Consider the following 12,348-nt stretch of genomic DNA (forward strand, 5'->3'; position numbering starts at 1 on the left):
CCTGCCGATGCCCGAACGTCACCACACCCGGCCTCGCCACCAGCACCTCCACCACAACCAAGATCAGTTGCACTGAAGCCTAGAAACCACCCCGATCCGAGCGGCAATAACCCCATGATCAACAAGGGTGGGCGGGGGGCGGGGGGGCGGGGGCGGGGGGCGGGGGGGCGGGGGGGGCGGGGGGGGTTAGGCTGCGGCGAGGATGTGGGGTAGGGCTGCGCGGGCGCGGTCGATGCCGGCGTCGTCTAGGCCCAGGTGGGTGACCAGGCGGGCGGTACGGGGGCCGAGCACCGAGACCAGCACACCCTCGGCCCGCGCGGCGGCGGCCAGGGCACGCGCGTCCAGTGCGTGCTTCGTCAGGTCCAACGCGACAAGGTTGGTACGCACCGGAGCGGCGAGCACCCCGAACGGCGCGACGGCCTCGGCGAGCCGGGCCGCCCTGGCGTGGTCGTCGGCCAGCCGGTCGATGTGGTGCGCGAGCGCGTACCGGCCGGCGGCGGCGAGGATGCCGACCTGACGCATGCCACCGCCCATCCGCTTACGGATCAGCCGGGCCCGTTCGATCTTCTCCGCGCTGCCCACCACCAGCGAGCCAACCGGTGCGCCGAGGCCCTTGGAGAGACACACCGACAGCGTGTCGAAGAGCCGGCCGTACTCGATCAGGGGCACCCCGTCGGCGACGTGCGCGTGCCAGATCCGCGCGCCGTCGCAGTGCATCGCGACACCCGCGTCGTCGGCGACTCCCCGCAACTCCCGCAGGGTGGCCAGCGGAATCACCCCGCCACCACGGCTGTAGGTCTGCTCGACGGCGATCGCACGGGTGGGGACGGCGAAGTAACCGTCCGGCCGGATCATCCGGGCCACCTGCTCCGGGTCGATGTCCGCGCCGACCGCCGGCCAGGTCCGCGAGGAAATCCCGCCGTACGCGGCCGCGGCGCCGATCTCGTACGTGACCACGTGCGCGTCGGCGTCGGCCAGCAACTCGTCGCCGGGCGACACCAACAGCTGCAGGGCGATCTGATTGGCCATCGACCCGCTCGGGGCGAACAGCGCCGCCTCGTGCCCGAACAGCGCGGCGACCTCGGCCTCCAGCGCGTTGACGCTCGGGTCCTCGCCGTAGACGTCGTCACCGACCTCGGCGGTGGCCATCGCCTCCCGCATCCCGGCGGTGGGTCGGGTGACCGTGTCCGACCGCAGGTCCACAAAATCAGCCACTGCTCTTCCCCCGGCCGCCGACCGCGAGGCTCGCCAGCTCACCCCTGGCGTCAGCCACGGAGCATTTCCGCCACCAGGAAGGCCAGCTCCAGCGACTGCTGGGTGTTCAGTCGCGGGTCGCAGGCGGTCTCGTACCGGTCGGGCAGGTCGAGGTCCTCGATGCCCTGGGCGCCGCCGAGGCACTCGGTGACGTCCTCGCCGGTCAACTCGACGTGCAGGCCACCGGGGTGGGTGTCCAGACCTCGGTGCACCTCGAAGTAGCCGAGCACCTCGTCGACGATGCGGTCGAAGTGGCGGGTCTTGTAGCCGTTCGACGACTCGTGCGTGTTGCCGTGCATCGGGTCGCACTGCCAGACCACCTTGGCCCCGGCGGCGGTGACCTTGGCGACGATCGGCGGCAGGGCGTCGCGCACCCGGTGGTTGCCCATCCGGCTGATCAGGGTGAGCCGACCGGGGATGTTGTCCGGGTTGAGCTTCTCGCACAGCTCGATCGCCTCGTCCGGGGACGTGGTCGGGCCGAGCTTGACGCCGATCGGGTTGGCGATGCGGGAGATGAAGTCGATGTGCGCGCCGCTGATCTGCCGGGTGCGCTCGCCGATCCAGAGGAAGTGCCCGGAGAGCCCGTACGCCCGGCGGTCGGAGACCCGGGTGAGCGCCCGGTCGTACTCCAGGGCGAGGGCCTCGTGGGAGCAGTAGAGCGTGACAGTTCGCAGCGCCTCGTCGTCGGTCATCCCGCAGGCCCGGATGAAGGCCAGCGCCCGGTCGATCTCCCGGGCGATCGCCTCGTAGCGCTCCCCCGCCGGGGAGTTCTTCACGAAGCCCTTGTTCCAGTCGTGCACCGCGTGCAGGTCGGCGAGCCCACCGGCGAGGTACGCCCGGAGCATGTTCATCGCCGCCGCCGAGTTGGCGTACGCCCGGATCATGCGTTGCGGGTCGGCGACCCGGGCGGCCGGGTCGGCCTCCAGCGAGTTGATCATGTCGCCGCGGTAGGCGGGCAGGCCGCGGGCGTCGGTGGGCAGTGAGCGGGGCTTGGTGTACTGCCCGGCCACCCGGGCGACCTTGACCACCGGCAGGGACGCGCCGTAGGTGAGCACGATCGCCATCTGGAGCAGGGTGCGGGCGTTGGCCAGCAGGTGGCTCTCGGTGTTGTCGACGAACGTCTCGGCGCAGTCCCCGCCCTGGAGCAGGAACGCCTTGCCCTCGCAGACCAGGGCGAGCTTCTGCCGGAGCTGGTCCACCTCGTAGGGTGCGACGACCGACGGCACGGTGTCGAGGACCTTGCAGACCGCCGCGACGGCGGCCGGGTCGGACCACGGTGGGACCTGCTCACGGGGCAGTTCCCGCCAGCGGTCCAGGCCGAGCGCGGCGTCCTCCGCGGAGTCGACTGTCGGTCGGCTGGTCTGCAGGCCCGGGCTACTCACCGCGGGATGGCTCAGCTGATGCCACTCATGGCGCATGACAGAAAGCGTACGGCGACGGTTGGGGCGACTGGGCGGCGAGGGGGACGGTTCCGGCAGATGGGAGATCAGTTCGGCGAGGGCTGGCCCGGCTGCACGGGCACGAAGACGGCGGTCGGCGCGGGCGCGGGCGCGGCGGGTGACCCGCCCGGCACCTCCCCGGCGATGCACCAGTCGCTGCCGTCGCGGGTAACGGTGAACACCAACGGCCGGACGACCGTGCGGCCGCCGGCGGTGACCGAGACCGACACGCTGACCTGCTGGCCGAGCGGACCGGACCGGACGTCGGTGATGGCCGCCTCCGGCACCTGGAAGTGATCGGCGAAGTCGCCGTTGGGGCCGGTGGCACCCTCGTCGAAGCTCTCGTGCAGCGGAGCGCAGAGCTGACTCCGGCCGGCGGCGACGTCCTTGGCGGTCATCGCGTCGAGGTACGCCTGCACGCGCTCGCGGGAACGGCTGGCGGCCTCCTCGGCGGGGGTTCGCGTCGGCGTGACCGGGGGCTCGTCCTTGGCGTCGTCCCGGTCATCGTCGCCGATCCCGCAACCGACCAGGGTCACCGGCAGCAGCAGTGCGGCGGCCGTTGCCGCCAGCCTCAGGTGGGTCGCGCGCATGACCACCTCCGTCGAGGTTGAGATCGTGACCTACCGAGCCGCGAGTCTGCCACATTGACCTGGCCCAACCCACCTAATGCGGCCCGGCCGACGCTGGGCGTCGACCGGGCCGTGGTGTCACCGGGCGGGGAGGGGCGGTGCGCACCCCTCCCCGCCGGGTGGGTGGTGCGTCGGTCCTCGGCTCAGCCGAGACCGCCCTTGATGGCGCCGATGAGCTCGCCGTTGCTGGTGTCACCGGAGAGCTCCCAGAAGAACGCGCCACCGAGGCCCTGGTTGTTCGCGTACGTCATCTTGCCGTTGATGGTCGACGGGGTGTCGTAGCTCCACCAGTTGCTGCCGCACTTGGCGTACGCGGTGCCGGCGACCGTGCCGGTGGCCGGGCAGGTGTTCTTGAGGACCTTGTAGTCCTCGATGCCCGCCTCGTAGGTGCCCGGTGCCGCACCGGTGGCGCTGCCGCCCGGCGTGGCCTGGGTGACCCCGGTCCAGCCTCGGCCGTAGAAGCCGATGCCGAGCAGCAGCTTGTTGGCCGGGACGCCCTTGCTCTTGAGCTTCTGGATCGCCGCGTCGGAGTTGAAGCCCTGCTGCGGGATGCCGGTGTACGAGGTGAGCGGGGAGTGCGGTGCCGTCGGCCCCTGGGCGGCGAAGGCGCCGAAGTAGTCGTAGGTCATCGGCATCAGCCAGTTGAGGTTGCCGATGGCGCCCGCGTAGTCCGTGGCGTCGATCTTGCCGCCGTTGCTGCCGTCCGCGGTGATGGCGGCGGTGACCAGGGCGTTGGAGCCGAACCGCGACCGCAGCGCGCTGATCACGTTCTTGAACGCGTTCGGGCCGCTGGTGTCGCAGGTCAGGCCGCAGGCGTTCGGGTACTCCCAGTCGACGTCGATGCCGTCGAAGACGTCCGCCCAGCGCGGGTCCTCGACCAGGTTGTAGCAGCTCTCGGCGAACGCGGCCGGGTTCTGTGCGGCCTGGGTGAAGCCGCCGGACCAGGTCCAGCCGCCGAACGACCAGATCACCTTGAGGTGCGGGTTCAGCTGCTTGAGCTTGCGCAGCTGGTTGAAGCTGCCGCGCAGTGGCTGGTCCCAGGTGTCGGCGACGCCGTCCACGCTGTCCGCCGCCGTGTACGCCTTCTCGTAGTCGGCGTAGCTGTCACCGATGGCGCAGCGGCCGCCGGTGGTGTTGCCGAAGGCGTACAGGATGTGGGTCAGCTTGGCGGCGGACCCGCTGGTCTGGATGTTCTTGACGTGGTAGTTGCGTCCGTAGACACCCCACTCGGCGAAGTAGCCGACGACCTTCTTGCCGCCCGGGTTGGGTGGGTTGGTGGTCGGCGGTGCCGTGGTGGGCGGTGCGGTGGTGGGTGGCGCCGTGGTGGGCGGCGCGGTGGTCGGCGCGCTCGTGGTCGGCGGGCTGGTCGGGGTGCCGCCGCCGCAGGGCGCGCCGTTGACGGTGCAGTTCAGCGGGGCCTTGAAGGCGCCCGTGCCGTTGTAACCCCAGCTGAACGAGGCGCCCGGGGCGAGGCCGCCGGCCCAGCTCTTCTTGACCGCCACGTAGTGGTTGCCGCTGCTTGTCACGTCGGCGTCCCAGGCGCTGCTGATGGTGGTGCCCGACGGCAGGTCGAACTCGATGCGCCAGGTGGCGACTGTGGCACTCGACCCGTTGGTGACGGTCACCCTCGTCTCGTGACCGGTCCCCCAGTCCTGTGCCCTGGTGAACGTGGTGGTGACACTGCCGGCGCCGAACGCGGTGGTCATCGGCACCGCTGCGACGGTCACGGCGACCACGGCACCGGCCCAGAGGGCCCGGCGGAGCGATCTTTTCATGAGGCGTCTCCCGAACTGTTAGGAAACTTTCCAAAAGAGATGGTGAGACGGTACTCACGCCGTCACCACTTCGTCAAGATGCGCATGTTTCGATTTCCCTGATGCGGGGATTGCGCCTGCCTCCGCCCGCCGTCGATCCCCCGGGACGGCCGGCGCGTAGCCTCGGGCCATGACCGTCTTCGACATCCCGATCGACGCCCTCAACGGCGGCCCCGCCGAGCTGGCCCGCTACCGCGGCCAGGCGCTGCTGGTGGTCAACGTGGCCTCCCGCTGCGGCCTCACCCCGCAGTACGCCGGCCTCCAGACGCTCGCGGACACCTACGCCGACCGCGGCCTGGTGGTGCTCGGCGTGCCGTGCAACCAGTTCGCCGGGCAGGAGCCGGGCAGCGCCGCCGAGATCAGCGACTTCTGCCAGGTCAACTACGGGGTCACCTTCCCGCTGACCGAGAAGGTCGACGTCAACGGCCCCAACCGGCACCCGCTCTACGCCGCGCTGGTGGACACTTCGGACGCCGACGGGCACACCGGGGACGTCCGGTGGAACTTCGAGAAGTTCCTGGTGGCTCCGGACGGCACGGTCGCCGCCCGCTTCGCCCCCACGGTCACCCCCGAGTCCGACGACCTGCGCGCAGCCGTCGAGAAGGTCCTCCCCGCCTGAAGGTCAAGCGGCCGGCCGCGCCCGGCTCCACCGCACCCCCTTGCTCACGCTCGAACCTGGTTGTCGTGGCCTCCCCCGTTCCGGATGCCACGACAGCCAGGATCCAGCGCGATCCTGCCGGGTCGCCGCCGCAGGACGACCGGCCGCCCGCACGAACCGCTCGTCACGGGAGGGTGGCGCCTGCCCGGGGAGCCGGTTGGCGACAGGCGTGCGCAGTACGGTGTGCGGGGCGGGCTCGCGGCGCGACCAGACACCGGAAGGCCGCGAGCAGTCCGCGCGGCCACCCGGCGGCGGGCAGTCGAAATAACCCACCGCAGTGGTCGGGAACGTGTCGTGGGTGGACGGAGTTGGGAACGAGCATGACAACTGTGGGACTGATCGGCAGCGGCAACATCGGCGGCACCCTGGCCCGGCTGGCCGTGGACGCCGGCTACGACGTGGTGCTGAGCAACTCGCGCGGCCCGGAGACGCTGAAGGACCTGGTTGACGAGCTGGGCGAGCACGCGAGCGCCGGCACGGCACAGGACGCGGCACAGGTCGGCGACCTGGTGGTGGTCAGCGTGCCGCTGAAGGCGTACCGCGCGGTGCCCGTGGAGCCACTGGCCGGCAAGATCGTCATCGACACCAACAACTACTACCCGCAGCGCGACGGGACCTTCCCGGAGCTCGACTCGGGCGAGACCACCAGCAGCGAGCTGCTCCAGCAGCACCTGCCGGGTGCCCGGGTGGTCAAGGTCTTCAACAACATCTACTTCAAGGGCCTGGCCGCACTCCCCCGGCCGTCCGGTGCCGCCGACCGCAGTGCCCTCGCGATCGCCGGTGACGACGCCGCCGCGAAGGCCGAGGTGACGGCCTTCCTGGACCGGATCGGCTACGACGCGGTGGACGTCGGCCCGCTCGCCGAGGGCTGGCGCTACCAGCCGGACACCCCGGCGTACGGCACGCTCTACTCCGCCACGCCCACCGACTGGGAGCACCCGGCACCGGGCGACGCCGACAAGCTGCGCGCCGCCCTGGCCGCCGCGACCCGCTGAGCTCCGCCGCCGCGCTCCCCCGACCGCCTACCGGGTGGCCGTCCGGAGAGCGGCGGCGAGTTCGTCGTCGTAGCTGGCGATCGGCTGGCCGTCCGAGGCGTACGCGACGAGCCGCCCCTGCGCCATGCTCGCCGAGCGGAACGAGAACGTCCGGCTCCCCGGGTACGCGTCGAGCAACGGGATGACCCGGGGCGCCCCGCCGGGCGCGGAATAATATTCCAGGCGGGTCACCTGCGCGGAGACCACGCCGTTGACCCGGACCTTTGTCTTCTCGGCGCGGGTGCCGAAGGTGACCGGCGCGTCGGTGCCGTAGGCGGCGCACTCGACCGGGCCCCGGCAGACGAAGAAGTATCGCGGGTTGACCACGTCGCCGAGGGCGTACGCCTTGAAGGTGGGGTCCGCTCCGGCCGGCAGCGGCTGCACGGCGAAGAACGCCACGGCCACCGTGGCCGAGACGCCCACCCGCAACCAGCCCCGCCCACCGGCCGGCCGGCGCGACGTGCGGGTGACCGCGACCGCGACGCCGCCGAAGCCGACCAGGCACAGCAGGCACACACCGATCGCGCGGGCGTTCTCGAAGAGGAACTGCACACCCGGCCGTGTCGACACCGGGCTGAGGACCGCACCCAGCGAGACGACCATGGCGGCGAGCAACGCCACGCCGGCGGCGCGTCGGGTGACGCCGGACGCGCCGATCAGCAGCATCGCGGCGAGCACCGGCCACACCTGGTGGTGGGTCCAGGACACCGGGGACGCGGCGACGGTGGCGCAGCCGACCAGCACGGCCGCGTGCCCGGGGCGGCCCTGCCGTGCCAACTGTCGGGCCCGCAGCAGCGCCGCCGCGCACACCAGCGCCACCAGAACGGCCCAGATCAGGGGCAACGTCGCCTCGTCGACGCCGACGCGCAGCAGCATCCCGTGCAGGGACTGATTGCCCAGCGAGGCGAGGTTGCCGATCCGAGAGGTCTGCCGCACCGCCTCGGTCCAGTACGTCCAGCTCTCGGCGGGCAACACCACCGCGGCGAGTGCCGCGCAGGCCAGGAACGTGGCCACCGCGCGACCGGCGTCCCGGTAGCGACCGGTGGCGAGGAAGTAGACCACGAACAGCAGCGGGGTCAGCTTGATCGCCGCGGCGACGCCGACCAACATCCCGCGCAGTCGAGGCGGACCGACGCCCATCCCGTCGAGCAGGGCCATCAGCACGATGAAGACGCTGACCTGGCCGAAGCGCAGATTGCTCTGCACCGGTGCGGAGAGCATCAGCACCGTGGCCGCCACCGCCACGACGAGCGGTCGTCGGGACGGCCGGGTGGTCAGCGCGACACCGACCGCCCCGGCGATGGCGACGACCGCCGCGCACGTCGCCACCAGCCAGATCCCCTGGAGTACGCCCTCGGGCACGGCGGTGATCGGGCCCAACACGAGCGCGGCGAACGGTGGATAGGTGAACGGGCCGCCGTTGGCCGCCACGAACCCGTACAGCGGGCGCCCGGCGTGCAGGTCGGACAGCGCGCCGTAGTAGATGTGCAGGTCGGAGAGGCGGTCTTCGCGCCGCAGCACGAGCACGCAGGACACCAGCGCGACGACGACGAAGGCCGCCCACACCAGTGCCACCCGGCGATCCCGCATCGACCGAGAATAGGCGAACGCGACGATCCCCGGCGGCCCGTGGTGGCGGACGCCGGCCGCCTCTGCCCTCGGCAGAACGGGCACGACCCGACCGGCTCCGCTCCCTAGCATCGACCGATGGGATCGACGGGCACACCGGCGTACGACGCCCACGCGGACTGGTACGAGGACTTCATCTCCGGCGGTGGCGACTATCTGCGGCGGGTGCACGCCACCGTGGCGGATCTGCTGGGCGCGGGCGAGGGTGTCTGCCTGGACGTCTGCTGTGGCACCGGCGCGCACGCGTCGGTGCCGGCGGATCTGGGTTGGACGCCGGTGGGCGTGGACCTGTCCGGCGGGCAGTTGCGGCACGCCAGCAGGCGGTTGCCGGTGACCCGGGGCGACGCGACAGCCCTGCCGTTCGGCGACGCGTCGCTGCCGGCCGCGATGTGTGTGCTGTCCAGCACCGACCTGCCCGACTACCCGGCCGTGCTGCGCGAGGTCGCCCGGGTGCTGCGCCCCGGCGGGCGCTTCGTACACGTGGGCGTGCACCCGTGCTTCGTGGGCGCGTTCGCCGACTGGGGCCAGCATCCGGGCGTCGTCGTCGACGCGCGGTACGCGGACCGGTCGCGCAGTTTCGACAGTTGGAACACCAACGGCGTTCGGGTACGCGTCGGCGCCTGGCACATCCCCCTCGCCGACCTGGTCAACGCCACAGTGGCGGCGGGTCTCCGGCTGCTCCGGGTCGCCGAGGCGGGCCCGGGCGGGGTCCCCGACCTGTTCGGCCTCCTCGCGATCCGAGAGCGGTAGCGAAACGCCCCCACCCAGGCCGACACGCCGGAATCCGGTCGGGACACGTCGAGAAACATCTCGTTGGCAACTTGCGTTGCAGTCCCGCGCACGGGACCCTGTTCTCTGGGTTGCCGCCCGCTCACCGAAAGTGCTTCCGGAGGCGACATGTACACGCTCCGCACCCTTCCCCGCCGGCTGCTCGCCGGGTCCGGCGCGCTCCTGATCACCACCGCCCTCGCCGCCGCCGGCACGCCCGGGCCGGCCAGCGCCGCGGCCGGCGCGGACACCGTCGGCTACGTCCGGCTCGCCCACCTCTCCCCGGACACGCCGGCGGTCGACGTCTACCTGGCCGCGCCGGACGCCGCGAAACCGAGGGTCTTCCCCGGAGTCGGCTACGGGGTGGTCTCCGACTATTTCGAGCTGGCGCCCGGCCGGTACGCGGTGGCGATGCGCGAGGCCGGCGCTCCCGCCAGCGACCCCCCGGTGCTCACCACGGAGGTCGCGGTGACCAGCGGCGACGCGTACACGGTGGCCGGTGTCGGCCGGCACGCGGACCTGGGGCTGCGGGTGCTCAACGATGACCTCAGCGCGCCCACGCAGGGCCGCGCCAAGGTGCGTGTCGTGCAGGCTTCCGTGCGTACCCCGGTGTTGGACGTGGCCGCCGCGGACGGTCCGCTGATCGCCGACGACGTGCAGTTCGCGACCACGACCGAGTATGAGCAGGTCGAGCCGGGCAGCTGGCGGCTGCGGCTGACGGGTGCCGACGGGCCGAGCACCAACGCCGAGGTCCGGCTCACCGGCGGCGCGGTCTACTCGCTGCTGGTGCTCGACGCCAAGCAGGGCGGGCTCACCGCCGAGCTGCGCCGCGACGCCGAGGGCGGCACCGTCGTCCCGGCCGGTGGGGTGGACACCGGCGCCGGTGGCACCGCGGGCGGCGGGCTGACCGCGTACCCCCTGGTGGCCGGCGGGTTGGCCGCGGCGGCCGGCGCGGTGGCCCTGCTGTTCTGGCGTCGGCGGCGGCGCACCACCTGGTGAGCGCCGGGCCGGACCTGTCGATCCGGCGGCACCGCGACCGTCGGATGCCGCTGGCCGCGTTCGTCGCGGCCGGTGCGGCGGTCTGCCTGGCCGCCGGCACCGGGGTCGGGCTGGCCGGCACCGACGCCCCGCCGCCGGTGGCGAGCTGGCACCCCGGCTGCACCGACAACTGCCCGTCGGTGGCCGCGGCGCCCGTGCCGCAGGGTCCACCCACCCGGGTACGCGTGCCGCGCATCGGCGTCGACTCCGCGCTCACCGTGCTGGGCCTGGACCGCGCGGGCGCGTTGGTCCCGCCGGACGACTTCGGCGTCGCCGGCTGGTACGGCGGTGGTCCGGCCCCGGGAGACACCGGCCCGGCGGTGCTCGCCGGCCATCTGGACTCGCGGCGCGGCCCGGCGGTGTTCGCCCGGCTCGGTGAGCTGCGCTCCGGTGACCGGGTGGAGGTGTGGCGCGGCGGGCAGCGGCTGTCGTTCCGGGTGACCGGGTCGCTGCGGACCCGCAAGGACCGCTTTCCCACGGCGACGGTCTACGGGCCGACGCCCGGCGCGGAGCTGCGCCTGGTCACCTGCGGGGGTGACTTCGACAGGCGGCGGGGCCACTATGTCGACAACGTGGTGGTGTTCGCGGTGAGCGAGGCCGTCGACCCGGTCCTACCGACGTCCAGGGCGGGCTGAGCGACGCATCCAGCGTGATCCACTCGCGTTCCTGAAGATCGGGGTGTCCGCCGCGTGCGGACACTGCGGATTCCGTGATCCCGAGTGGATCAAGGGGTGCGGGACGGCACCGGCGTCAGATGGGGCGGCGGCCGGCGAAGCCGCACTCGGCCCGGTGGTACCAGCGCACGTCGGAGTCCCCCTCCAGCCAGCACCAGAGCACGGGCCGACCGGCCCGCTCGCCGGGAAAGTCGAGCAGCACCGGCGCGATGCCCTTGACCTGGATGTCGTGCTGGTGCAGCTCGTCGACGACGGCGTGCAGCCGGGCCTCCAGCCCCTTCACCTCGGCCAGGCCGCCGAGGGCGCTGACGCCGTGGTCGGCCAGGTCGACGCGCAGTTCGGCCAGGTCGGCGCGGACCCGGACCAGCTCGTCGACGCGCGGTTGCAGGGTGGCCACCAGGTGTCGGGCCTGGGCGAGTGTGAACACCGGGCCAGTATGCGGCACGCACCGGGGCACGTCCGGCCCGCGACGTGCGACAGGCCCAGTCGGCCGGCGCGGCCAGGTCCCGGGCAGGCACGTCCGGTCGTGCGACAGGCCCAGTCGGCCGGCGCGGCCAGGTCCCGGGCAGGCACGTCCGGCCCGCGACAGGCTCAGTCGGCCTGGGCGGCCAGCTCGCGGGCGCGGTCCCGGGCAGCCTCCAGCGCGGCGAGCAGCGCCGCCCGGACGCCGTGCTTCTCCAACTCGCGGATCGCGGAGATGGTGGTGCCGGCCGGCGAGGTGACCGCCTCGCGCAGCTTGACCGGGTGTTCGCCGGAGTCGCGCAGCATCACCGCGGCACCGACGGCGCTCTGGACGATGAGCTCGTGCGCCACCTGCCGGGGCAGCCCCAGCAGGATCCCCGCGTCGATCATGGCCTCGACCAGCAGGTAGAAGTAGGCCGGCCCGGAGCCGGAGAGCGCGGTGACCGCGTCCTGCTGCGACTCGGGCACCCGCATCGTGTGGCCGAGGGGCTTGAACATCTCCTCGGCCAACGCCAGGTGCGCCCCGGTGGCGTGCGCGCCCGCCGAGATCGCCGTCATCGCCTCGTCGACGAGCGCCGGAGTGTTGGTCATCACCCGGACCACCGGGGTGCCCTCGGGCAGCCGGCGGTTGAAGAAGCTGGTGGGCAGGCCGGCGCAGAGCGAGATGACGAGCTTGTCGGCCGGCACCTTGGGGCCGATCTCGTCGAGCAGCGCGGCGGCGTCCTGCGGTTTCACCGAGACCGCCAGCACCTCCGCCTCGTCCACCGCGGTCAGGTTGTCGACAACCCGTACGCCGTAGCGGGCGGTCAGCTCCTCGGCTCGGGCCGGCCGGCGGGCGGTGGCCAGCAGCCGGTCCACCGGCCATCCCGAGCGCAGCAGCCCGGAGAGCATCAGCTCACCGATCTTGCCCGCGCCTATCACCGCGACCGTGTGCACACCGGCTGACATC

12 protein-coding genes are annotated in these 12,348 nt (G+C 72.6%); 5 read left to right on the forward strand and 7 right to left on the reverse strand.

Translation table 11 applies throughout. The features are described 5' to 3' along the window. Positions 1-186: 186 nt before the first annotated feature. The 4 genes from AB0B57_RS25530 to AB0B57_RS25545 form a co-directional block, all read right to left on the reverse strand. Positions 187-1,215 carry a GntG family PLP-dependent aldolase gene (locus AB0B57_RS25530; RefSeq protein ID WP_357074716.1) on the reverse strand — a complete coding sequence of 343 codons (1,029 nt, stop codon included), beginning with the start codon at positions 1,213-1,215 and terminating at the stop codon, positions 187-189. A 50-nt stretch (positions 1,216-1,265) separates the two neighbouring features. Beyond that, positions 1,266-2,672: a class II 3-deoxy-7-phosphoheptulonate synthase gene (locus AB0B57_RS25535; protein WP_124853452.1), complete on the reverse strand. Its 1,407-nt coding sequence runs from the start codon at positions 2,670-2,672 to the stop codon at positions 1,266-1,268. A 68-nt stretch (positions 2,673-2,740) separates the two neighbouring features. Beyond that, positions 2,741-3,283 carry a nuclear transport factor 2 family protein gene (locus tag AB0B57_RS25540; protein WP_357074720.1) on the reverse strand — a complete coding sequence of 181 codons (543 nt, stop codon included), beginning with the start codon at positions 3,281-3,283 and terminating at the stop codon, positions 2,741-2,743. Between the two features lie 182 nt (positions 3,284-3,465). Then, entirely contained in the window at positions 3,466-5,097 is a 1,632-nt protein-coding gene (locus AB0B57_RS25545; RefSeq protein WP_357074723.1) for a glycosyl hydrolase family 18 protein, read from the reverse strand. A 169-nt stretch (positions 5,098-5,266) separates the two neighbouring features. Here AB0B57_RS25545 and AB0B57_RS25550 point away from each other — a divergent pair, with 169 nt between their 5' ends. Both AB0B57_RS25550 and AB0B57_RS25555 read left to right on the forward strand, forming a co-directional pair. After that, positions 5,267-5,755, forward strand: coding sequence for a glutathione peroxidase (locus tag AB0B57_RS25550; RefSeq protein WP_357074725.1), 489 nt, complete (start codon positions 5,267-5,269; stop codon positions 5,753-5,755). A 359-nt stretch (positions 5,756-6,114) separates the two neighbouring features. Beyond that, complete coding sequence (locus tag AB0B57_RS25555) at positions 6,115-6,789, forward strand: NADPH-dependent F420 reductase (RefSeq protein ID WP_357074728.1); 675 nt, start codon at positions 6,115-6,117, stop codon at positions 6,787-6,789. 27 nt (positions 6,790-6,816) lie between these two features. Here AB0B57_RS25555 and AB0B57_RS25560 read toward each other — a convergent pair whose 3' ends face one another. Further along, entirely contained in the window at positions 6,817-8,418 is a 1,602-nt protein-coding gene (locus AB0B57_RS25560) for a glycosyltransferase 87 family protein (RefSeq protein ID WP_357074731.1), read from the reverse strand. Between the two features lie 117 nt (positions 8,419-8,535). Between AB0B57_RS25560 and AB0B57_RS25565 the strand changes: the two genes are divergently transcribed. The 3 genes from AB0B57_RS25565 to AB0B57_RS25575 all read left to right on the forward strand — a co-directional run bounded on the left by AB0B57_RS25565 (position 8,536) and on the right by AB0B57_RS25575 (position 10,898). Further along, entirely contained in the window at positions 8,536-9,207 is a 672-nt protein-coding gene (locus AB0B57_RS25565) for a methyltransferase domain-containing protein (protein WP_357074733.1), read from the forward strand. Positions 9,208-9,354: 147 nt separating this feature from the next. Continuing rightward, positions 9,355-10,224: a DUF4397 domain-containing protein gene (locus AB0B57_RS25570; RefSeq protein ID WP_357074736.1), complete on the forward strand. Its 870-nt coding sequence runs from the start codon at positions 9,355-9,357 to the stop codon at positions 10,222-10,224. Next, positions 10,221-10,898 (forward strand): class F sortase, encoded by a 678-nt coding sequence (locus AB0B57_RS25575; RefSeq protein ID WP_357074740.1) that lies wholly within the window; start codon positions 10,221-10,223, stop codon positions 10,896-10,898. Before AB0B57_RS25570 ends, AB0B57_RS25575 begins: the two co-directional genes overlap by 4 nt. A gap of 115 nt (positions 10,899-11,013) precedes the next feature. On the opposite strand, the gene AB0B57_RS25580 is transcribed toward AB0B57_RS25575, so the two are convergent. Both AB0B57_RS25580 and proC read right to left on the reverse strand, forming a co-directional pair. Then, positions 11,014-11,364, reverse strand: a complete 351-nt coding sequence (locus tag AB0B57_RS25580) for a DUF2203 domain-containing protein (protein WP_357074743.1) — start codon at positions 11,362-11,364, stop codon at positions 11,014-11,016. Between the two features lie 164 nt (positions 11,365-11,528). Next, a complete protein-coding gene (proC, locus tag AB0B57_RS25585; protein WP_357074746.1) occupies positions 11,529-12,347 on the reverse strand; it encodes a pyrroline-5-carboxylate reductase in 819 nt (272 codons plus the stop codon). Between the last annotated feature and the right edge of the window lies 1 nt (position 12,348).

The organism is Micromonospora sp. NPDC049101 (assembly GCF_040648675.1).
Lineage (GTDB): Bacteria > Actinomycetota > Actinomycetes > Mycobacteriales > Micromonosporaceae > Micromonospora.

Coding starts and splice junctions, on each gene's coding strand:
- AB0B57_RS25570 (WP_357074736.1), top strand. CDS start 9,355: ATGTACACGCTCCGCACCCTTCCCCGCCGGCTGCTCGCCGGGTCCGGC.
- proC (WP_357074746.1), bottom strand. CDS start 12,347: ATGTCAGCCGGTGTGCACACGGTCGCGGTGATAGGCGCGGGCAAGATC.
- AB0B57_RS25540 (WP_357074720.1), bottom strand. CDS start 3,283: ATGCGCGCGACCCACCTGAGGCTGGCGGCAACGGCCGCCGCACTGCTG.
- AB0B57_RS25560 (WP_357074731.1), bottom strand. CDS start 8,418: ATGCGGGATCGCCGGGTGGCACTGGTGTGGGCGGCCTTCGTCGTCGTC.
- AB0B57_RS25550 (WP_357074725.1), top strand. CDS start 5,267: ATGACCGTCTTCGACATCCCGATCGACGCCCTCAACGGCGGCCCCGCC.
- AB0B57_RS25545 (WP_357074723.1), bottom strand. CDS start 5,097: ATGAAAAGATCGCTCCGCCGGGCCCTCTGGGCCGGTGCCGTGGTCGCC.
- AB0B57_RS25555 (WP_357074728.1), top strand. CDS start 6,115: ATGACAACTGTGGGACTGATCGGCAGCGGCAACATCGGCGGCACCCTG.
- AB0B57_RS25565 (WP_357074733.1), top strand. CDS start 8,536: ATGGGATCGACGGGCACACCGGCGTACGACGCCCACGCGGACTGGTAC.
- AB0B57_RS25535 (WP_124853452.1), bottom strand. CDS start 2,672: ATGCGCCATGAGTGGCATCAGCTGAGCCATCCCGCGGTGAGTAGCCCG.